Here is a 19,916-nt window from a genome sequence, read left to right as displayed (position 1 = left end):
AAAACTGTTTAGTTTTTTATTTTTCTGCAAGAATATCGTCTAACTTATATAAATACATATCCTTATCCCCATCAACCTGAATTCCCATTGATTTTTCTTTAATCTTCATCAATGGTTGCGGAAAATTAAACGGCGCTTTCAACAAATTTAAGGGACGGCAATCACCGTCAAGAATATCCCAATTATACAAAGTTTTTGAATAAGACGTAGTTAGCAAATACTTTGATTTTGATTTTTTGAAATTATTCAGCGCCTTAAACACGTTATCGTACGACAAATGTTGCAAACAATCCTTGCAGAATATCATATCGACCGTCGGCAATTCGTCCTTTGTTATATCGATTACCTTAAAGGATACGTTTTTGCCCGAATAATTTCTGTTATTTTGCTCTATCATTTCGCTGACAATATCGCCGCCGATATAAGTTATATCGCCTTTCTCGATTTCTTTCATCCAATTATAATCGCCGCAGGGTACGTCCAAAAACGTTTTAATTCCGTATTCTTTCCATAAAAGAGGAAGCTTTTTACGTATTGATTTTGTTGTCGATATAAGCGAGCCGCCGCCTGAAGCCGATTCTTTTGACAACCAAAAATTGTCGGTGTAAATTCGCGAAAAAACATTTTCCGTATTACCTTTATAAACAAAACTGTCTTTGTTAAAGAAAAATTTTTGCCACAATACCCGTTTCAGCCCCAAAGGCAGAGGGATTAGTTGCCATACAATTTGTTTTAATTTTCTTCCATTCATTTCAATTCTCCATTTACTCTCGATTTGCTTCACCGCACATTTTTTTAGTTTTTTTGTTGTTTGGATGGGAATATAATATTTGCCGCGAATAGAATTTGGTGAAAATTGCTTTTTTTCGTCGGAGGGAAATTTATTTACATAAAATCGAATTTACTGCCGATGTTAAGAAAAGCGGAAGTTCGTATTTGTCTGCATAGTGTCGAAAATTTTGCACTACTTCTTTTATTTCCGATAATATACCTTCCGTTTTCTTCACGCCGAATTTTTCTCCGACTGTTAACAGGTCTTCTTTTGTAAGAAGATTGTTTTTGCCGTTTATGTTAATGTTATGATTTTTGAGCCAAAAACTGTTAGGGTCGTAAGCAAAAATCAAATCGTAGGCAGGAGTAAGTCTCCATTTGTTATTGTCAAACATAAAAGAAAAGTTTTTTGTGTGGTCGTCGCGATTAAACGCAAGCACGTTAAAAACCATTCGTCTGAACAACTGCTCTTTTTCGGTATAATCCATATTCAATAAATTCAAAATCCTGAAAATATCTTCGTAGCCAATCAAATTCGGCAGTCTGAAATCAACGCCCGCCATTGCGCAAAGAGTTTGAATGTGAGTTTTTTTGCCGTTTTTTCTATCAAAGCGTTTCGTTAAAAAATGACTGCGCCCGTTTTCCGTAATTAACTTGCAATCCGTCATTTCTATTTTAGAGTCAATCGCCATTTTGTGATAAATATACTCCAAAATTCCGTATCCGTTCGGCTCAATTTCGCGCCCATCTTTGAGCCCGTCAAATTTTATTATATAATATTCAAAGTCTTCACCCTGCAAAATATCGCCCGCTTTTATTTCCTGCGTTTTTTCGTTTACGGCAATCAGCGCCTTTGCTCTTGCACCGCCGACGGAAGTTCCAATTCTCAACATTGTCGAAAGCGATTGATGATAATCGTTCAGCGGCAGAGTTTCGTTTTCTTTGCGGAAATATATCTCATTTGCCACATTCAACAAATCGGCAATATTTACGTTTTCATCGACTGTTTTTTGTTCAAAGGAAGGCTCGTATTCCAATGCACCCATTCCGCGCTTTCCTACATAACACAGTTTTTCGAGCGGATTTAGCGAATTTTGCGAAATATTATTTTTAATAAGCCATTGCAATAACATTTTATTTCCGAAATCGTCGGGCAAACTGTCGGCTATCATCGGCGGCAGTTTCTTGAAAGTGTCGAGACTATACGCCTTTTCGTCAAATTCAAAAACGCGGTTTTCCAAAGGCAACAATAAAGGCGAAAGTTCTGTGTTCGATTTCAAAAAGTCAGGCGAATATTGAAAAAAAACCTTGTTGCGCTCTTCGTCGAATTCGCAAATTCCCACAAAATTTTTGTTGTACATTACCCTCAAATTCTTCATTTTTTAACCCTTTTTCTTCCGATTTTCAGTTTTGCGGTTTTTTGTTCTATTTCGTATCTTTGCATTGGGGTTAATTCGGGATTTTCGTAAACGCCGAGCAATTGCTGTAAAAGCCCGAATTTGCGCGAAATAGCAACAAGGGTTGCAAGCGTTGTTTTTCCTGTGCGCTCAATTTTGGAAAGTTGGAACTTAGAAATTCCGACAGCCGCCGCAAATTCTTCCTGTGTAAAATTATTGTTTATACGCCTTTGTTTCAGCGTTTTTCCAAACTCTTTGAGTGTTTCCTCATCGGTCTTGGAATAAAGAGAATTCAGCATATATCACCTCACATAAATAGTTAAAAACAGCAATTTGCAAACATAAAACACTGATAACTTGTTAAAAATGCCTGCTTATTGTGGTTTCTGAGAAGAAAATACTATCTGCACCGATAAAGTGAGGCTTTTTTCTGAAAATTATCGCCAAAAGACCATTTTCCCAATTTTCATTTCTTGCAATAACGTATTTTTCGGCGACAAAATGAATTTGAATATATGAAAACGAGGTTATAAATGTTGCAAGAAAGCTATAAAAACGTTAAAAAAATCTTTGGGATATTGATTTTTATTTTTGCAAGTTCGTTAGCATCTTGCGCGCCTGTCGCCGAAACTGCGGACTATGTGGTTGCGCACGCGGACGGCGCGCTTGGAATGTATTACTTCGGTTCGGCTAATTGCAGGGATTGCATAGACTTAAAAAATTCGTTGCTCATACCGTTGTCGCGCGAATTTGAAGGGCAGATTAACCTTCGGTTTCACGACATCGACTATCCCGAAAGCTTTGCATTTTTATCGAAAATGGAAGAAATATACGGCGTTGTGAATTCTAATCCCATAACTTTGTTTTTTCCCGACACTGTGCTTTTGGGATATTGGGAAATCCGAGAAAACGCGCGCGACATTGTGCTGGAATTTCTTTTGGATCCGAGCCGCGCGCGAAATATAGAAGTAGAAGCGCTTGCCGACGAAGATATGGAAGCGATTTTGATAGAGCGATTTAACCGCGAATTAACTCTCGGGTTTTTAATTTCCGCGGCGCTTGTGGACAGCATAAATCCTTGTGCGATTTCGGTAATGATATTTTTGGTTTCGGTTTTGGCGGCGCAAAAACGCAGGCGTTCCGAAATTGTTATTATCGGCGTGTTATTTACCGCGACGGTGTTTTTGACTTATTTGGCTTTGTTGCTCGGTATGTTTAGCGCGCTTACTTTTTTGAGCAGTTTTGCGTGGCTTCAGCCTGTAATAAAATGGACGGCGATAATCTTTGCCGCGGGGCTCGGCGTAATTGCATATACCGACGCTTTCCGTTTCGGCAAAAGCGGAAATACCAAAGACATTACCTTGCAATTACCCAAATCGCTTAAAAAACTTACGCACACTATAATAACCAAATATATGAGCGGAAAACGCCTTGTTGTCGGCACGGTTATCGCCGCGTTTTTGGCAACGCTTGTGGACAGTATATGCACGGCGGAGGTCGCGCTACCGCTTTTACTTGTTATGAACAGAAGCGGAATAATGACAACCGCGCAAATTTTGCCTTATCTTATATTGTATTGCCTCATATTTGTGCTTCCGTTAATCGCCATAATGACCGCCGCATATTTTGGCATTACTTGGACAACGCTCGCCTCGATGACGCAGAAAAAGTTGGTGTTTATAAAAATTCTGTTCGGAACGCTTATGCTCGCAATGGCGTTTGCTTTGGCGTTTGTGCTTTAAATACACAAATGTCGCACGAACAATAGGGCGTATGCAATACGCCCCTACGGAAAATCATTCTACCTCACCTCACCCACCTCATCCCATACCACTCCTCGCCGAACGGTTTTTTTGCCGACGAAATTCGCAACTGGGTGAAAATCGCGTGAAGAGCATTATACCACTCCAACTTCAGCGGGGATTGCCATTTGGCGATTATTTCGGTGAAGAAATTGTCGGGGGAGAGGGTTTGGGGGAGCGTGTAATCTTGACGGTACGGCGACGAAATCAGGGGCAGGTATTCGAGTAGGTTTTGGGGAACGCCGAAGTTTGTTAGGACTGTTTTAATGTCGCATTCGCTCGGGTTTTTGTCTTTTAGCCACAAGTCGAAGTTTTCCAGAATTATTTCGTCGGTTATGGGTAAGCCTGTGCCGTTTAACAGAACGCCTGCGCATTGGTTTTTTATGAATTCGCGGTCGCGGGCGGCGTATTCTCCTGCGAAAATTCGGTTGGGGCAGTAGTCTATGCAGTAGAAATTATCCCAAATTACTATTTTTTTGCCGAAAAGTTTTATGGCGTGTTCCATAGTTTGGGCGTTTATTTTTTTAGAAATTGTGCTGTCGCCCGTCCATAGGTAGAGGATGTCGTCGGGAGCGCTTCTTTTAAGGTCGTCCAAGTAGTAGAGCGAAGTTTCGTCTATGAGGTCGGCGGCGTAAATTGTGGGGCAGAACAGAAGGCGTAAATTTGGGAAATCTTGCTTTATTCTGCACAAAAGTTCGCCGTGCTGAACGCCTAATTTTTTGCCTTCTACGGGGGAGATTGCGGGAATGTCGTCCATTGTAAGCGCGAAAGTGTTTGCGCCTAAGTTTACGAAAAACTTTATTTTCTTTTTAAGGAAGACGTAATCCGCTTCGTCGTAAAAGAAGGATAGCCCGGGAGCAAGCGCGGGAATGAACGTACTGCCGCAACTGTAGGCAAATTCTATGATTTGCGCAAACTTGTCGCGAAGGGGCGCAGGATAGTCCTCTTCCCAGCAAATTCTGTGATACTTGTCCTCTTTGGGGGCGTAAAGATAAGTGTTCATACCTTTGCTAAAAACTTTTTTTGCGATTGCTTCCCGAGTTTCCCAACTAAAAATTTTGCCGTAAAAACCCTCTATATATCCTGTTAATTCCATAAAAATTTCTCCCTTTTTTATTTTTTTATACGATTTTCAAAAAATCCTTGCGCGCCTCTGTGAAAATAAATTATATTTGCCCCCGTATGATATGCCGAAGTGGTGAAATGGTAGACACAGCGGATTCAAAATCCGCCGATAGCAATATTGTGCGAGTTCGAGTCTCGCCTTCGGTACCATCAAACAAAATCATCTTTTTCCCATCCCGTTAACAAGTAATTCTATCAGTAAGTTCGCTACTTCGTCGGTATCGCCGACTTTTTTGTTTTTTATCCAATCGTGAATAACGCCTAAGGTCATTCCGTCAATAATTCTGCAAAGAGTAAGGTCGTTGAACAAAGTTGTTATTTCGTTTTTGTCTTTCGCCCAGTTAAGTATAGGCACAATACTTTTCTTGAAAAGCTCTTCCTTAAAGTCGATATATCCGTGAAGAGACCCTTTTTGGATGTCTTCGCATTTGAAAATTTCCGCCAAATTCATCGACACGATAAAGTGAAAATGCTTTCTGGTATGTTCGAGGCGCAGAAGCAGGTATCGGCGCATATTTTCCTTGAACGGGAGGGTGGGCGAAACCGAAGTCTCGCCCGAGTTCATAAGAATATCTATAAAACGCTCGGCTTCCCGCATTGCCACCGCTAAAAATATTCTCTCCTTATCGGGAAAATAATTGTATAGCGACGCTTTTGAAAAGCCTGCTTCGCCCGCTATCTCCTCTAAGGTCGCCTCGGCAACTCCCCTGAGGGAGAATACCGTAAGCGCCGCGTCGAGAATTAACTCGCTCTTAAGGGCTTTGACCTTATCCGAGACCAAAGCCGCTTTTTCCTGTTTATCCAATTCCTGAGTTGTTTCAAGCATTTAACACCGCCTTTGCCGAATCCGAAAGAACGGGTTTTTCGGTTTTGGAAGCCGTCCATACGTAAAGCACGGGAATAAAGAAGAACGTAAGTCCCGTTGAGAAAATAACTCCCCCGATTGCCGTAATCGCAAAAGGCGCTCTGAACGCTCCGCCCGCGCCCATTCCCAAAGCCATAGGAAGCATTGAGAATACGATAGCGATGTTTGCCATAAGAATAACTCTCAACTTTGTACCCGCCGCTTTTACTATCGCGTCAATAGGCTTCATTTCGTTTTTCTTTCGGATTTGTCGGGCGTAGTCAATCATCAAAATCGCGTTGGTCGATACAAGTCCGATAAGCATAATTATGGACATCATAGAAATCATAGAAAGCGCGTTGCCTGTAATAAACAGCGCCCAAATAACCCCGATAAGTCCGAGCGGCAATGTTAAAAACACCACAAAGCCCAAACGAACGGATTCCAAAAGTCCTATAAGCACCATAATCGTTAAAAGAATAGCCATAGCCGCCGCAATAAGCAACTGTTCCATCATTTCGTCCGCCATATCCTGCATTCCCGCAGTGCGGAATTCGTAGCCTTCGGGAAGCGGTATTTGCTCTATGAGCGCCGCAAGAACCTGCGGAGTTTTTGTTCCCGCCGCAATATCGGTCGAAACAAGGTTTGCCGAAACGTCCAAGGCTCTCATTTTATTGATACGGGTAATCTGTGAAACGCCGTCCGCGTATTCCACATAGCAAAGCACTTCGAGCGGCACGGTGCCTCTCGGCGTTACAACGGGCATAGTCGCAATGTCGCGAATATCTCTGCGGGAATTTTCTTCCAGACGAACGCGAATCGGATACTCGTGGCTACCGTCTCTGAACACCGCCGACTCTTCGCCCGTAATGTTCAATCTGAGAAGCCCGCCGATTACCGCTCCCGTTATTGACGAGTTAATATTTCCCATAAGTCCGTAATGCTCCATAACTTCGCGGCGCGGACGGATTACGATTTCGGGTTTTGCGCCTTTCCACGACGAGTTAAAGTCGGTAAGGTCGGGGTCGGCGCGCATAACTTCGAGAGCTTTTTCCACAAGCATTGAAAGCGTGTCCATATTTGTGCCCAAAATGTTTATGGTAATATCCGAACTGCTTCCGCCCGCCATACCGCTGAGAGGCGCTACAATTATTCTTGCGTCGGGAATATCGGCAAGTTTGGGACGGATTTTTCGGGTTAATTGAAACACATCTATGCTACGTTCTCCGAGCGGCACAAATTCGAGACGAACTGTTCCGTTTTCCACCCCTGCGTTAAGTCCGCTGCCGCCGATAGAAGTCGATACCGCTTTAAGATACGGCAAAGTTTTCATTCTTTCTTCGATGTCGAGCAACACGCCTTCGGTAATCGCCATAGGCGTTCCTACGGGAAGTTCAAGCGAAACGGTAATAAAGCCTTCGTCGCTGGAGGGCATAAAGTCCACGCCTATTCGCGAAGCAATAACCGTAAGCGTAAATATAAGGAAAAATATTACGCCGAAAACAATTCCCAGCTTTCCGAACCTGCTTCTGAGCGCTTTGCCCAAAACTTTTTCGTAGCCGCGTTCCAATTTTCCTACAATTTTATCGACAATGGTGTCTTTTTGGTTTTCTTTTATTTTAAGAAGGCGCGAAGCCATAATCGGCACAAGCGTAAAGCTCAAAATAAGAGAGGCAACCGTAGCAAAAACAATGGTTAATCCGAGCTCTCTGAATATTGAGCCCGTAATACCCGTCGTGTTTGCCATAGGAATAAACACCGCCAAGTTTGTAAGCGTTCCCACCAAAACCGAAGTGAACATTTGCTCCGTTCCGTCGAGCGCGGCTTTGTAGGGTTCTTTGCCTAATTTCATTTGGCGCACAATGTTTTCGAGAACTAAAATTGCGTTTGTAACCAAGATACCGACAACAATCGCAAGCGACATCATTGTAACCATATTCATAGAAAATCCGAGCGCGTCCATTCCGATAAAGCCCATTATAAGTGAAACAGGCATTGTTATCGCGGCAATAAGAGTTACACGGAAATTTGCCAAAAACACAAGCAGAATAATGGCGGTAAGCAAAATTCCCTGAAAAAGGTTTGAGTATGTGTCGTTTACCGCTTCGCCGATGAAAATCGACTGGTCTTCAACAATGTCCAAACTCATTCCGGGAGGAAGTTGCCCTTCCATTTGAGCCATAACCCGTCTTACGCCTTTTGCCACTTCCACGGTATTTGCACCCCCCGCGCGGGTTATGGATATTTCGACCGATTCTCTTCCCTGAAATCTCGCTAAAGAACGAACTTCCGCATACGAGTCAATAACGGTTGCAATTTCGTTTAAGCGAATGTTATAGCCGCGCGGAGTAGGGATTTGTATGTTTGCAATTTCTTCCACCGTTCTGAATTGTCCGTCGAATTTCACTGCAAATTCACGCAAACTTCCCGTAATTGTTCCCGCGGGAATAAGAACGTTTTGAGCGGTTAAAGCAGGAAACACGCTGAAAATGGAAAGTCCGTGCGCCTGTAATTTTTCGGAGCTGAGAATAACGTGAATTTCGCGCTCGCGACCACCCAGCGCCGTAGCCTGAGCAACGCCCGAAATTCGGCTGAACCTTTCGTTCAAATATCTTTCCGCGTAATTTCGCAGTTCGACGGGCGACACCGTTTCGTCGCCCAAAAGCGCGACCGTCATTATGGGCATAGCGTTAAAGTCGAACTTCATAACGATAGGGTCTAAGACGTCGGACGGGAAATTCTGCTGTATTCGGCTTACGTTGTCTTTAACTTCGATAGCGGCAAAATCAGGCGAAATGTGCGACTCAAATTCCAAAACTATAATACCTGCGTTTTCCATAGAATACGATGTCATATTTTTTATTCCCGAAATTGTAGATACCGCGTCTTCCACGGGGCGCACCACGTTTGTTTCCACTTCCTCGGGACCCGCGCCGGGGTAAATAAGCTGCACCATAACGTAGGGCAACTCCATATTCGGCATTCGGTCGATAGGAAGACTTCTCCACGCCACCAAGCCGAAGAGCGCAATGGCGAGTATCACCATTATCATCATCAGCGGACGTTGAATACTTGTTTTTACAATGCTCATTTTCAGTTCCTCACATTAACTTTTACGCCGTCCGAAAGCAGGGTCATCCCCGCAATTACAACCACGTCTCCCTCTTGTAATCCCGATACAACTTCGACGTCGCTTCCGCTGAGTATTCCCATTTCTATCGGACGGAAAACCGCCGTTTGATTTTCAACGACATATACTCCCTGAACGCCGCTTTTGCTTACCACGATTTCTATCGGCACGGCTATTGCGTTCTGGCGTTCTTGAGTTATTACAAAAATTTCCTTAAATTCCCCTACGCGAAGAAGCTGGCGAGGGTTCGGGAACTCAAAGCGAACTCTGAAACTGTGAGTTTGCGCGTCGGCGCCCACCGCAACGCTTGTCGCTCTTCCCCAAACCGTATCGCTTTCCACAAGCGTAAACGCGCGTTGTCCGACGGCATAACTTCCTATATTCATCTGATTTATGCGCGCGTCAAATCGAACGGTCGAAAAATCCGCGATGTTTGCAATGTTTGTTCCGCCGCTGATACGAGTTCCGACTGCCGAAAACGTCTCCAAAACCACGCCTGCGAACGGCGCGGTAATAAATTCTGCGACATTTGCGCCTCTGAGACTGCGGCGAGCGTCTTCGAACTGTACGCGCGCGCCTTCTATTTGTTCTTGGGTTGCCGCGCCTTCTTCAAAAAGACGTTGAACTCGATTGTAAGTTGCTTCGGCGCGGTCAAAATTCGCTTGCGCAACGGTTCGGGGAGCGCCTTCTTCAAAAAACATCTGCGCAATAACTTCTCCCTCGCGAACTCTGTCGCCCGGGCGCACCATTATTCTCTGAAGCGTTCCGCTCGGTCCGTTTGATACCATCGACTGTCTTAAACCTTCCGCCGTTCCGCTTGTTCTTTCTATGCGACGGATTGTCTGCAATGTCGCGCCTTTTACTCTCACGGGAATTCCCTCAATCGCCTGAATTTCCTGAATTGTCATCGCTCTTTCCTGCTCTGCCGCTCTGCCGCAACCGAGTATCAATAATGACAGCGCAACCAACGCGCAAATCTTAGTCAATTTTTTCATTTTATTAAACCCTTTCATTAGTTATTTACCGAAATTAAACTTTTATCGCCCATCAATCTTTCAATGCTTACGACCGCCGAATTTATTTTTAAAACGGCGTTTTTAAACGCAAGCTGGGTCGTTCTTTGCATTTGTTCGCTGTTGTTAAGTTCCAACTGCGTTAATTGCCCAATCTCGAACGACAATTTTGAAATTCTGAAACCCTGCTCCGCCAAAACAATCATTTGCTCGACCTGCGCCAACTCCTGCTTTGCGACTTCAAACTGCTCAAACGCCGCGGTAAGCGCCAAACGAAGTCCGCGGTTTGCCTGCGCTTCGTTGCGTTCCGCCTCAAACTCCAGCAAGTGCGCCTGACTCATTCTGCTTCTTCTGCGCCCGCCGTCCCAAATCGGCACCTGAGCCCTTAATCCGATACGCGCGTCCCAACGAGCTCCGTCCGAAAATTCGTCGCCCGAGCTGAACGCATTGGTTTGTCCGAAACTCGCAAATGCCGCGACAGTCGGTCTGTAATCCGTGCGCGCCATATTTGTTTGCTCTTCCTGCATACTTCTTAATGTCGAAAGAAGCCTGATATTTGAATTGTTTTCCTGCATTCTTGCCCAAGCCTGTTCTTCGGTCATAGAAAATTGCGGAACGGTTAAACTGTCCAAAAGAACAATGTTGTCGTTTTCCATAGAAGCGGCGGTTGCAAGTTGTTTTAACGCAATGCGTTTTCCCATTTCCGCCTCGCGAAGCCGCAAAATCGCCTGTTGATGAGCAAGTCTTGTGTTTAAGGTATCAAGAGCGCTACCCCTTCCCGCAGAAAATCTCGCCAAAGCAATTCTGTGCGACTCTTCCGCAATGCCGAGCGCTTCGTTCTGAATACGCTTGTTTTGCTGAGCCATAAGCGCCCCGTTGTAAGCGTTGACAACGCTCTCCGCAAGTTCAAATTTAGCGCTTTCCAACCGCAAATCAACAATTTGAAGCGCTGTTTCTGCAATACGAAGCGCCGTGCGAATTTTCCCCTGAGCAAAAAGCACCTGCGTGGCATTAAGTTCCCATTGCAATGCGTTTTTTGGAGACATAGAGCCAAGCGCGCCGTAAATTCCGTCCAAACCTCCCGCCAAAATATGGTCATAAGGCGAAGCCGCCTCAGTCATCATTCCCGAAAAACTCGGCACATCGGGAGTGTCGTTCAAATCGGGCATAAACGCATAATTAAACGCCGCGTTTATTTGCGGAAACGCCGCGCTCTGGTGTTCGTTGCGCATAAGTTCCGTTCTTTTGCGCTCCGCCTGTAATTGCGCCAAGCTTTCCGAATTGTTAAACGCGTGTCTCAACACGTCGTTTCTGGTCATAGGCGTTTGAGCAAACGCTGCCGCAGTAAACAAAAGCAGTGATAATCCTACAAAAAAATTTCTTCTCACTCTTTGTCCCCCCACTCTTTAATTTTTACATATACCGCCACAACCGCTGCGATAATCAGCAAAATTTTAAGTCTTTTCATAACAAGCCCTCCTTATTTTACAATATATTTACGAACAAAATAATATATGTCGCCAACCGCGAGCGGAAAAATCTGACGCCGGAGTCAATTTTCTGTATCGCGTTCAAGTTATTTGACTTCGAGGGTATGTTGTTTGTTACATGGGGTGGGGGGAATTGTGGGTTTTTTGGGTGGAAATAAGTGTATTTATCCTTAACTTTCTATTGAAACTTGTTAAGGATAAAAAATATTGGGACAGATTTTCGAGTATTCGTGGTGTATGAATAGAATTGCGCGGGATGGTGAAGAGTGAGAAATTTCACCTTTTCCCTACCAATCCCTTACTATATCGATTTAGAATAATGCATAGTTCTTGCGGCAAGATAACCTTCAATTTTAACATTTTTAACAATTCCGCCTTTCACTTCCCTAAAAAACTGCCTTCCCATCGATAATTTTATACCTTTGGGAATATCGCGCCATTCGTCTTTCATTAAGGCGGAAAGCGCGAAAACAACGCCCGTCGGATACTTTCTGAGTTTTTTGATTAAATCGTCGTAAAATTTGGAAAACTGCAAAATCGCCTTAGATTTTGTAATTTCGGATTTACAATACATTGAAACGCTCATATTATCTTTCTTCGCTTCTTTTTGAATTTTTTCAAACTCCTTAGAAGACACGCTGAAAGAAATTATTTTACTGTTTTTCATAAAATTCTCCTTGTTTTATGGTTTTTAATTAAACAATTGTTTGTAATTAAACCACTTTTAATATACTAAATGCGCGGCTTGTGTGTCAAGGTGTGGGTTTAGAGGATGGCGCAAAACGTATTTTCCTCTAAAAACGTTCCAAATTTGGAATAAAAAGAGTTGTAAAGTGGAAATGTCTCCTAATATTTAAAGGCAAATAGTATTTTTCTCTCGAAAAATTAACATTGGAGCAAAAAATGGCGATAAACATACCAATTATCAAATTCGGGAGCAAAGAAGGCGACAAAATACTTGCAGAAATCCAAAACGGGCGAAAAAAACGAGACGGCGAAGTGGAAAAAGCAGTTCGCGAAGTGCTTGATAACGTCTCGCAAAACGGCGATAAGGCGCTTTTTGAATATTGCAAAAAATTCGACAATCGGGATTTGAGCGCGAAAAATGTGCGACTACAGAAGAAATACATAAGTTCGCAGGCGGGAAAAATCGACAACAAACTCGCGAAAACCATAAAAGAAGCCGCAAAAAGAATTTTTGAATATCACGAAAGACAAAAGTTTGATTTGGAGTTTTCTATGGAGACCAAAGAGGGCGTTTTAGGGCAAAAAGTCGTGCCACTCAAGCGCGTTGGGCTTTACATTCCCGGTGGGCATACCGTGTATTCTTCAACGGTTTTGATGGATGCAATTCCCGCAAAAATCGCAGGGGTAAAAGAAATTGTCGCCATAACGCCGTGCCGCGACGGAGACCTCGACCCCGCTATTGCGTTTGCTTTGGATTTGCTCGACATCGACGAAGTTTATCAGATTGGCGGCAGTCAGGCGATTGCGGCGTTGGCGTTCGGAACAAATTCGATAAAAGCGGTCGATAAAATTGTCGGACCGGGAAACAGCTACGTTGCGGCGGCAAAAAAAATGGTTTACGGCGCAGTCGATATTGATTGCATTGCAGGACCGAGCGACGTCGCAATTTGGGCGAACGATAACGCAAATCCCGTTTGGGTTGCGCTCGATTTGCTTTCGCAAGCAGAACACGGAAGCGGCGACGAAAGCGCGCACCTGATTACCGAAAGCGCAGATTTCGCGCAAAAAGTAAAAGCCGCCTTGCTCGACGAAATAGAAAAATCACCCGTGAAAAACACCTTTGAAAAGCTGTCGAAAAACGCGATTTGCCTATTTATCTGCGAAAACAAAGACCAATCGGCAACGCTCATAAACGAAATTGCACCAGAACACTTAGAAATAATGACCGAAAATCCAAGAGCCGATTTGGATAAAATAGAAAACGCCGCCGCCGTATTTTTGGGAGATTTTTCGCCCGTTCCCGTCGGTGATTATTTTGTCGGCACAAACCACGTTTTGCCTACAGGCGGCGCAGGAAGATACGCCTCTCCGCTCGGCGTGGACAGTTTCCGCAAGAAAATATCGGTCGCCGAAATCTCCAAAAAAGGACTTGCGGGCGCCGCCGAACACATTTCTCGTTTTGCAAGAGCGGAAGAATTTATCCATCACGCGTTAACGGTAGAGCGGAGGGTGGCTTCGACAGGCTCAGCCACCGAGGCGGTAATACTATGAATGCTGACCGAAGCAACAGTTCGGTCGCTGAGCTTGTCGAAGCGAGCAGGAGCTGAAGCCAATGGAAAAAATAGAAATCACCGCAAACGAAGCGCCGCAAAGAATTGACAGGTTTTTGAGCAAATATTTAAACGGTGCGCCAAATTCCGTTATCTATCGACTTTTGCGCAAAAATATTGTTAGAGTCAATTCAAAAAGAGTAAAAGAAAACGCTGTTTTGCAAGTCGGCGATATTGTTTCTATTTCGCTTTCTGCGATGCAAATTACAGAATTGCAAAGAGAAAAACCACAAATTGCCGCCGAAGAATTAAACCTAAACATTGTTTACGAAGACGACGAAATTTTAGTCGCCGACAAACCCGTCGGAATTTTAACGCATCCCGACAAATCCGAATACAAAAACACGCTTGCAACGCAGGTTCAGATGTATCTCGCTCATATTTGCACAAAAACGTTTCGTCCTGCGCCAATTCAGCGGCTCGACAAAAACACGAGCGGGCTTGTTTTGTTTGCAAAAACTTATAATGCGCTTCAATTCTACAACGAACAAATGCGAAATCGCGCAATAGAAAAAAAATATTTGGCAGTCGTTGAGGGAAAAGTAGCGAAATCGGGAGAAGTCAAAGGTTTTTTAGAAAAAGACGAGAAAAAAAACAAGGTGTTTTTATCGCAAAACTCGACCGATACTTCCAAATTTGTACATACGGAATACGCTGTAAAAGATACGAAAAACAATTTTTCCCTGCTCGAAATAACGCTACACACGGGACGTTCGCACCAAATTCGCGTATCGATGGAGTATATCGGGCATCCGATTGTCGGGGATAGAAAATATAACAGGAATTTGAGCGAAACAGAAAAGCACCAACTGCTTCACGCATACAAAATTACGCTTCCTTGCGGAAAGGTGATTGAGTCGAAGTCGGAGCGGATATTTGAGTTTTGGGGGAAAACTTAAATATATTACAATTTTATCTTTAGGTCATTATACAACTTAGACACCAATGGAAAATAGTCTTTGCTTACAAAAACAACACCTTCGGACAATACATTTTCGTCGTAAGTGTGGCTTGCTATATTTCTTTTTTGCACGGCATTAAGCCAACCCTCAGCATTTTCTATAAGCCCTGCTTGAAAAGCCGTTCTTATTACTTGTTTACTTCCCGCAAGATTATCAAACCCTTCAAATTCAAGGTAATCTTTCATTGTATTCCAAGCTAATTCGTACGTAAATTCAAAGGATTGGATAAGCGCCATTTCTACGGCTTCGTCGTTAGGCGTTAGCTTTTTTCTTTCCATCATACGAACTAAAACATTATAAGCGTTTTCAAAATTTTGAAATCTTTGCTTCCAACGCAAGTTATCGGACATTTTTCACCTCATTTGTTCTTTCCCACAAAGTAATGCCTTTTGTGTTTATATGCTCTTTAAGTTTTTGGTTTTTAATAACCGAATACGCTACAACGTCAAAAAAGTAAGGAATAACTGTTTCCTCTTCTATTTCGTATTTTACTGCACCTGCAAGACCGGCATTAACATTTTTTCCAAAAAGCGCAATATCAACATCAGACGCTCTTTTATGTTTTTCCATTGCTCGCGACCCAAAAAGCACCACTTTATCGACATCTTTAAATTTATCGATAACGCTTAAAAAATCTCGTGTATATTCGTCTTTTAGTCCGTATTTCACTAAATATTCCTCCTGACTTTATACAAAAATACTATCTGCCACCAACAAAAAGAGGCGACTTGAAAATCGCCTTTAAAAAAACAAATGCTTTGCAAATCTCAAAAATTTCTGTTCAGCAAATCTGTTCAAATTATGCCGCAAAACACAGTTTTTCAACTGAGATTATCCAAAAGCAAGTTCGGTCTTGCGCGGCGATTTGCAATTAATGTATTTTTAACGAAAGGCGGTAAATTATGACGATAGATTTTTTAACAAGCCCAATGGCTATAATTGGCATACCGGCGGCTATATTTGGCGCATTATTAACTATCTTTGCTAAGACGGAGCAGTTTTGGCGCAAATTAGCAACAGTTAATTAACTCGACGTGTGGCACTCGCATAAAAAAAAGAGGCGACTTGAAAATCGCCTCCGAAAAACACCCAAATCAACTTAAACACATCATTGTTTTGTTTTCTTTAAGCACGTTTAATCTTATGTCGAGCGCTTTCAATATTTTAACAACGTTGAAGAAATTTATATTTTGCGGTTGCCGCTCAAATTTTGAAATTTGCGCCAAGGGAACTTCTGCTTTTATGCTGAGGGCTTCTTTGCTTATGTTTTCTTTCTTCATTATCTGTTGCACGACATCGCTGAGCATATCCAATTGGAATTTCTCTTCATAAACATTTCTTTGCGCCGTTCCGATTTTTCCGATAAACTCGTCTTCCATTTCCGACAACGAATACATTTTCATATTTATTACCCTCCTTTTTCCTCAAAATACTTTTTGCGAATGCCTTCCGCCTTGCTTATTTCTGTTTTGGGGGACGTAAATTTTCTTTAGTCATAATTCCTCTGTATTTACAGATTACCAATACTTTTCAGGTACTCAGCTATTTTATCAAGAAAATATTCGGCGTCTTCTATATAATGCTCGACAATTTCCGCCGTTGTAGAAAAACTTGTGTCATAATCGCACCCTATTCTGTCATTAAATAGCTCACCTATAATAACCGAAAGCCGCTTATCCAGTTTTCCTGTTTTTATATAATTTTCTCTGAATTTCGATATTACTCCCGAATGTTTCTTAAAATCCAAATCTTCATTTGCAAGCAGTGCTCGCGCACAGTAAAACACACAATAGTAAAGACGATTTACCGCTCCGCCAAAGTCGTCGTCGTTTAACAAAACATGCGCCGAAGCCAAACTTCTTTTGGCGTTTTGGATATTTTTCAAGACTATGTCTTCTGTTTCATCTGTCATACAATACCTTTCCGTCTTTCATTACGTTTCTGTAAAAATTAGACACTTTTAAGTTATTAAAAAAGAATCTGTCGTTATTCAACATCATTGATACAAAAATGTTGTTTTCAAGTCCAACATCGTTTGATACTTGGTAAACTTGCGGACGATAATGCGGTATGCTCTCGCGCTCAATATCCGCTAAAACCATAAAGTCAATATCGGATTCCGCGTCGTAGTCGCCTCTGGCGTAAGAGCCGTAGAGAATAACTTTTTTAAGTTTTTTCCCGAAAATGTTTTTAACGCTCAAAACAACTTCTTTTGCAACTTTATCTTTGACATTCATAGCCGTCTCCTTTTTCTTGTTATGTCTTTATCCCCATAAAAATACTATCTGCCACCACCAAAAAGAGGCGACTTGAAAATCGCCGCAAAAAACAAAAAAAATTTAATTTTGCTTAACGCCTTTTTTACAAGTTTAAGAAAAACGAAGCAAACTCTTGCGTGAAACAGCGCAAAGAAAGTATTTTTTCTAAGAGAAAGGAGAGTTTCTTTTTTTATGGAGATTTTTACAAAAGATAAACGCGACGTTTTAAGCAATTTGTGTGTTGCTTCTTTTGGCGCCTCGTTGGTCGGCGGTGTTATGTTTAATACTTTGGGAATTGGAGAAAATACAGATAATGCTATCGTCGGCGGTATTCTTGCGGTGTTTTCCGGTATAATGGCTTTTTTAGTGAAAGGCGGTAAATAATGGAAGGATTTTTTATAGCAGTGGCTTTTTTAGCAGTTATTACCTTTTTGGTAAAACTTGAAGATTTCGGAATAATCCGCGGTAAGATAAAAACCGTTTAATCAAATAGGCGTGAGAAGCGTACTATTGCCACCAACAAAAAGAGGCGACTTGAAAATCGCCTCTGAAAAAATAAATTTTTGCAAATCTCAAAAACTTCTGTTTAACAATTCTGTTCTTACTCTCTCTTCAGGAATTCGTCGAAGCTCAGGAATTCCGCCGCCGCCACCACCGCCATTGTCTGGGTCGCAATTAACATTTGGCACAAAAACACCAAGGTCAGCAATTTCGCATATCACTTGTTGGTTATAGTTTACAGTTATTCTTCCTACTTGACCAGTTCCCAACACAATCCTTGAGTTTGCTGTTTCCGGAGCATTATAAAACGAGCCATTTACTATCCAACCGGCACCTGTGGCGGCAGATAAGTTAATCTGTGCGTCTGGCGAAGCATTGTAAAACATTCCGCGGAAATTTCCTTGAATTTCAGCATACGACCAAGTGCCTGCAAAATTTTGTGGAAAGAAAAGTAATACGTTGGCGCTATCTCCCATATTAAAAAGACTACCGCCTGTGCCTGTGTTTCCTGTAGTGCCAGGTCTAACAATAATAACAGCTCTGTGATTAAACGTGCCTCCTGGATTTATTGCTATTATATTTGGATTCCCTACTTCTAGTATCAACCACTCTCTTCCGGCTCTGTCTGTGTATTTTGTATTGTTTTCCCACAAATTATTTAACGTACTTCCGTTTATGGTTTCAGAATGATGTCTTGGTATAAGATGCTCTATATTCATTCCAACGGCAGGAGGATTTCTGTCGGTAATTCCTAATGAGTCAGATATTTGATCGAGTGTCATATTGTTAATGATTTCTACATTGCCAGGACTTGCACACCAATTTGGACACGAGAGTGGACCTGTATAATACTGAACATCAGTATTATTACGGCGTATTAGTGCTGTATTAGTTCCTCTAAACCGAAGACCGCTACCTATTATGGAACTTGGAGCATGACCAGGATCGGTGATACCACCAGCAGGAGGCCACGGATCAACGGGGTGATTTTGCAATCTATCCGCAAAAGTGCCTGATAGCATAACCAAGTTTCTTCGAGCAGCAGTTCCGTTCTCTATTTCTGCATCGGCACCAACTGCTGTAAACGTAGAGCTTCCGCCAAAACGACCGTGAAAACGACTATTTGCGTTAGTAAAATGTACCTGACCGCCTTCAAATAGGGCAGAACTCATAAAGTCAATATTCATAATTAGCGATTGTTCGGCATCGGCTGGCTGAACTAATACAAATTCACCATTGAACATACTTGTTTGAGCAGGTACGTTAATTGCTATTAGTCCACCGGCAACAGCAGTTCTTCCTCCGACAAATGCAGGTCCATTTATGGTTACAGGAGTATGTATCCACAAATTTCCGCCGCCTGAAAACAGCGCGTGTCGAGGAATATTTTGCATTTCTACTGCCATTTCCTCAGGCTCAAATCCGAAAACAGTATAAAACCCCAAATTGCTTGCTCGGCTTCCGCTTCTGTCTATTGCCTCGCTTCTTATTAATACAGTTATTCTGGAATTTTGGATAGGAGCGACTTGCGTAAATAAATTATTTGGATCATTAGTATTTACTTGGGCTACAGGTATTATATTTGGAACGGGGTCTGTAGGACGAGGAAACATAAACCTGAATGTACCATTATCGTTTACCACTCTGCGAGTTATTCGGCGCATTTGACTAAAATCTACATTTACTATTTGTACTCTAACTCTCATACCGTCTAATTGTTCGTATGCGTTAGCGTTTCCTGTAAGCCATCGAGTGGGTTCTTCATCATTGTCTATTTGATGTTCTCGCCAACTTAACAAAATATTTAAAACGTTGTCGTCATTATTGGCATCGGCAAGCCAGCTTACTGCGTAATTCAATCCCGACGTCGCCGCAAAGCGCGCCATTTCCGAAGATGCTCGCAGAGAAGCATCGATAGTTTCCTTTCTTGAGGAGTTAAGAACGAGCATTGCAATAGCTCCGACAAAAACAAGTGTGATAAGCACATACACAAGCGATGCGCCTTTGTTGCCTTTTAGGCAACGAGACATTTTTCCCATAAGATACAACCTTTCCCAAAAGTTTAACGATTAAAGCAAAAACAGCAAAAGGCTGTTCTGCCAAAAATCATAATTTTTACCAGAAAGTATGAAGATGTTCTTTAATTTGAAACCCACGAACGAAAGACAGAACAACCTGCAAAGGCTGTTTGTCGTGGGGCTAGATTAAAATTAAAGAGCTCTATGAAAAGCGAGAAATATTCACACTCTTCATACTTTCTGGTATTGGGAAAATAATATTTGTTTTATGTTGTGGGGGAAAAATTTGTGTTTTTGTGGAAATTCAA

General features: G+C 42.4%; 19 protein-coding genes and 1 tRNA gene. 5 read left to right on the top strand and 15 right to left on the bottom strand.

Translation table 11 applies throughout. The features are described 5' to 3' along the window. Positions 1-16: 16 nt before the first annotated feature. From FWE23_00185 to FWE23_00175, 3 genes are all read right to left on the bottom strand, one after another. A complete protein-coding gene (locus FWE23_00185) occupies positions 17-751 on the bottom strand; it encodes a class I SAM-dependent methyltransferase (GenBank protein ID MCL2843864.1) in 735 nt (244 codons plus the stop codon). 130 nt (positions 752-881) lie between these two features. Then, the gene (locus FWE23_00180) at positions 882-2,150 is read right to left on the bottom strand and encodes a type II toxin-antitoxin system HipA family toxin (GenBank protein MCL2843863.1); all 1,269 of its coding nucleotides are present in this window, start codon (positions 2,148-2,150) and stop codon (positions 882-884) included. Next, on the bottom strand, positions 2,147-2,467 hold the full coding sequence (locus FWE23_00175) for a helix-turn-helix domain-containing protein (protein MCL2843862.1): 321 nt from the start codon (positions 2,465-2,467) through the stop codon (positions 2,147-2,149). The genes FWE23_00180 and FWE23_00175 overlap by 4 nt, the downstream gene beginning before the upstream one ends. A 234-nt stretch (positions 2,468-2,701) precedes the next feature. On the opposite strand from FWE23_00175, the gene FWE23_00170 reads away from it, so the two are divergent. After that, on the top strand, positions 2,702-3,910 hold the full coding sequence (locus FWE23_00170; protein MCL2843861.1) for a hypothetical protein: 1,209 nt from the start codon (positions 2,702-2,704) through the stop codon (positions 3,908-3,910). 64 nt (positions 3,911-3,974) lie between these two features. Here FWE23_00170 and FWE23_00165 read toward each other — a convergent pair whose 3' ends face one another. Continuing rightward, positions 3,975-5,066, bottom strand: coding sequence for a protein O-GlcNAcase (locus tag FWE23_00165; protein ID MCL2843860.1), 1,092 nt, complete (start codon positions 5,064-5,066; stop codon positions 3,975-3,977). Between the two features lie 93 nt (positions 5,067-5,159). On the opposite strand from FWE23_00165, the gene FWE23_00160 reads away from it, so the two are divergent. Next, positions 5,160-5,245, top strand: a tRNA-Leu gene (locus tag FWE23_00160). Positions 5,246-5,255: 10 nt separating this feature from the next. Here FWE23_00160 and FWE23_00155 read toward each other — a convergent pair. From FWE23_00155 to FWE23_00135, 5 genes are all read right to left on the bottom strand, one after another. Beyond that, entirely contained in the window at positions 5,256-5,921 is a 666-nt protein-coding gene (locus tag FWE23_00155) for a TetR/AcrR family transcriptional regulator (GenBank protein ID MCL2843859.1), read from the bottom strand. Beyond that, complete coding sequence (locus FWE23_00150; GenBank protein ID MCL2843858.1) at positions 5,914-9,030, bottom strand: efflux RND transporter permease subunit; 3,117 nt, start codon at positions 9,028-9,030, stop codon at positions 5,914-5,916. The genes FWE23_00155 and FWE23_00150 overlap by 8 nt, the downstream gene beginning before the upstream one ends. Before the next feature lie 2 nt (positions 9,031-9,032). Beyond that, complete coding sequence (locus FWE23_00145) at positions 9,033-10,064, bottom strand: efflux RND transporter periplasmic adaptor subunit (protein MCL2843857.1); 1,032 nt, start codon at positions 10,062-10,064, stop codon at positions 9,033-9,035. Positions 10,065-10,081: 17 nt separating this feature from the next. Then, positions 10,082-11,470 carry a TolC family protein gene (locus tag FWE23_00140; protein ID MCL2843856.1) on the bottom strand — a complete coding sequence of 463 codons (1,389 nt, stop codon included), beginning with the start codon at positions 11,468-11,470 and terminating at the stop codon, positions 10,082-10,084. Between the two features lie 403 nt (positions 11,471-11,873). Then, the gene (locus FWE23_00135; GenBank protein MCL2843855.1) at positions 11,874-12,239 is read right to left on the bottom strand and encodes a single-stranded DNA-binding protein; all 366 of its coding nucleotides are present in this window, start codon (positions 12,237-12,239) and stop codon (positions 11,874-11,876) included. 236 nt (positions 12,240-12,475) lie between these two features. Here FWE23_00135 and hisD point away from each other — a divergent pair, with 236 nt between their 5' ends. Further along, the gene (gene hisD / locus FWE23_00130; GenBank protein MCL2843854.1) at positions 12,476-13,810 is read left to right on the top strand and encodes a histidinol dehydrogenase; all 1,335 of its coding nucleotides are present in this window, start codon (positions 12,476-12,478) and stop codon (positions 13,808-13,810) included. Positions 13,811-13,871: 61 nt separating this feature from the next. Beyond that, positions 13,872-14,768 (top strand): RluA family pseudouridine synthase, encoded by an 897-nt coding sequence (locus FWE23_00125; GenBank protein MCL2843853.1) that lies wholly within the window; start codon positions 13,872-13,874, stop codon positions 14,766-14,768. Positions 14,769-14,773: 5 nt separating this feature from the next. Here the strand turns inward: FWE23_00125 and FWE23_00120 are convergent, their stop codons facing one another. The 5 genes from FWE23_00120 to FWE23_00100 all read right to left on the bottom strand — a co-directional run bounded on the left by FWE23_00120 (position 14,774) and on the right by FWE23_00100 (position 17,068). Beyond that, on the bottom strand, positions 14,774-15,181 hold the full coding sequence (locus FWE23_00120; GenBank protein ID MCL2843852.1) for a nucleotidyltransferase substrate binding protein: 408 nt from the start codon (positions 15,179-15,181) through the stop codon (positions 14,774-14,776). Continuing rightward, on the bottom strand, positions 15,171-15,500 hold the full coding sequence (locus FWE23_00115; GenBank protein ID MCL2843851.1) for a nucleotidyltransferase domain-containing protein: 330 nt from the start codon (positions 15,498-15,500) through the stop codon (positions 15,171-15,173). The genes FWE23_00120 and FWE23_00115 overlap by 11 nt, the downstream gene beginning before the upstream one ends. A gap of 425 nt (positions 15,501-15,925) precedes the next feature. Beyond that, positions 15,926-16,234 (bottom strand): helix-turn-helix domain-containing protein, encoded by a 309-nt coding sequence (locus FWE23_00110; GenBank protein MCL2843850.1) that lies wholly within the window; start codon positions 16,232-16,234, stop codon positions 15,926-15,928. A 107-nt stretch (positions 16,235-16,341) separates the two neighbouring features. Beyond that, entirely contained in the window at positions 16,342-16,743 is a 402-nt protein-coding gene (locus FWE23_00105) for a HEPN domain-containing protein (GenBank protein MCL2843849.1), read from the bottom strand. Continuing rightward, the gene (locus tag FWE23_00100) at positions 16,733-17,068 is read right to left on the bottom strand and encodes a nucleotidyltransferase domain-containing protein (GenBank protein MCL2843848.1); all 336 of its coding nucleotides are present in this window, start codon (positions 17,066-17,068) and stop codon (positions 16,733-16,735) included. The genes FWE23_00105 and FWE23_00100 overlap by 11 nt, the downstream gene beginning before the upstream one ends. A 213-nt stretch (positions 17,069-17,281) precedes the next feature. Here FWE23_00100 and FWE23_00095 point away from each other — a divergent pair, with 213 nt between their 5' ends. Beyond that, positions 17,282-17,473 carry a hypothetical protein gene (locus FWE23_00095; GenBank protein ID MCL2843847.1) on the top strand — a complete coding sequence of 64 codons (192 nt, stop codon included), beginning with the start codon at positions 17,282-17,284 and terminating at the stop codon, positions 17,471-17,473. Between the two features lie 188 nt (positions 17,474-17,661). Here FWE23_00095 and FWE23_00090 read toward each other — a convergent pair whose 3' ends face one another. Continuing rightward, complete coding sequence (locus FWE23_00090) at positions 17,662-19,629, bottom strand: hypothetical protein (GenBank protein ID MCL2843846.1); 1,968 nt, start codon at positions 19,627-19,629, stop codon at positions 17,662-17,664. Positions 19,630-19,916 lie beyond the last annotated feature (287 nt).

The organism is Chitinivibrionia bacterium, from assembly GCA_009779925.1.
In the GTDB taxonomy this organism is placed as follows: Bacteria; Fibrobacterota; Chitinivibrionia; order Chitinivibrionales; family Chitinivibrionaceae; genus WRFX01.
The sequence above is the reverse complement of the archived record's forward strand: the minus strand, read 5'-3'. Positions and strand labels throughout refer to the sequence as shown.

Bases quoted from the DNA above. Each gene is read 5' to 3' on its own strand.
- FWE23_00185 (MCL2843864.1), bottom strand. From the start codon at position 751: ATGAATGGAAGAAAATTAAAACAAATTGTATGGCAACTAATCCCTCTG.
- FWE23_00180 (MCL2843863.1), bottom strand. From the start codon at position 2,150: ATGAAGAATTTGAGGGTAATGTACAACAAAAATTTTGTGGGAATTTGC.
- FWE23_00175 (MCL2843862.1), bottom strand. From the start codon at position 2,467: ATGCTGAATTCTCTTTATTCCAAGACCGATGAGGAAACACTCAAAGAG.
- FWE23_00170 (MCL2843861.1), top strand. From the start codon at position 2,702: ATGTTGCAAGAAAGCTATAAAAACGTTAAAAAAATCTTTGGGATATTG.
- FWE23_00165 (MCL2843860.1), bottom strand. From the start codon at position 5,066: ATGGAATTAACAGGATATATAGAGGGTTTTTACGGCAAAATTTTTAGT.
- FWE23_00155 (MCL2843859.1), bottom strand. From the start codon at position 5,921: ATGCTTGAAACAACTCAGGAATTGGATAAACAGGAAAAAGCGGCTTTG.
- FWE23_00150 (MCL2843858.1), bottom strand. From the start codon at position 9,030: ATGAGCATTGTAAAAACAAGTATTCAACGTCCGCTGATGATGATAATG.
- FWE23_00145 (MCL2843857.1), bottom strand. From the start codon at position 10,064: ATGAAAAAATTGACTAAGATTTGCGCGTTGGTTGCGCTGTCATTATTG.
- FWE23_00135 (MCL2843855.1), bottom strand. From the start codon at position 12,239: ATGAAAAACAGTAAAATAATTTCTTTCAGCGTGTCTTCTAAGGAGTTT.
- hisD (MCL2843854.1), top strand. From the start codon at position 12,476: ATGGCGATAAACATACCAATTATCAAATTCGGGAGCAAAGAAGGCGAC.
- FWE23_00125 (MCL2843853.1), top strand. From the start codon at position 13,872: ATGGAAAAAATAGAAATCACCGCAAACGAAGCGCCGCAAAGAATTGAC.
- FWE23_00120 (MCL2843852.1), bottom strand. From the start codon at position 15,181: ATGTCCGATAACTTGCGTTGGAAGCAAAGATTTCAAAATTTTGAAAAC.
- FWE23_00110 (MCL2843850.1), bottom strand. From the start codon at position 16,234: ATGAAAATGTATTCGTTGTCGGAAATGGAAGACGAGTTTATCGGAAAA.
- FWE23_00105 (MCL2843849.1), bottom strand. From the start codon at position 16,743: ATGACAGATGAAACAGAAGACATAGTCTTGAAAAATATCCAAAACGCC.
- FWE23_00100 (MCL2843848.1), bottom strand. From the start codon at position 17,068: ATGAATGTCAAAGATAAAGTTGCAAAAGAAGTTGTTTTGAGCGTTAAA.
- FWE23_00095 (MCL2843847.1), top strand. From the start codon at position 17,282: ATGGAGATTTTTACAAAAGATAAACGCGACGTTTTAAGCAATTTGTGT.
- FWE23_00090 (MCL2843846.1), bottom strand. From the start codon at position 19,629: ATGGGAAAAATGTCTCGTTGCCTAAAAGGCAACAAAGGCGCATCGCTT.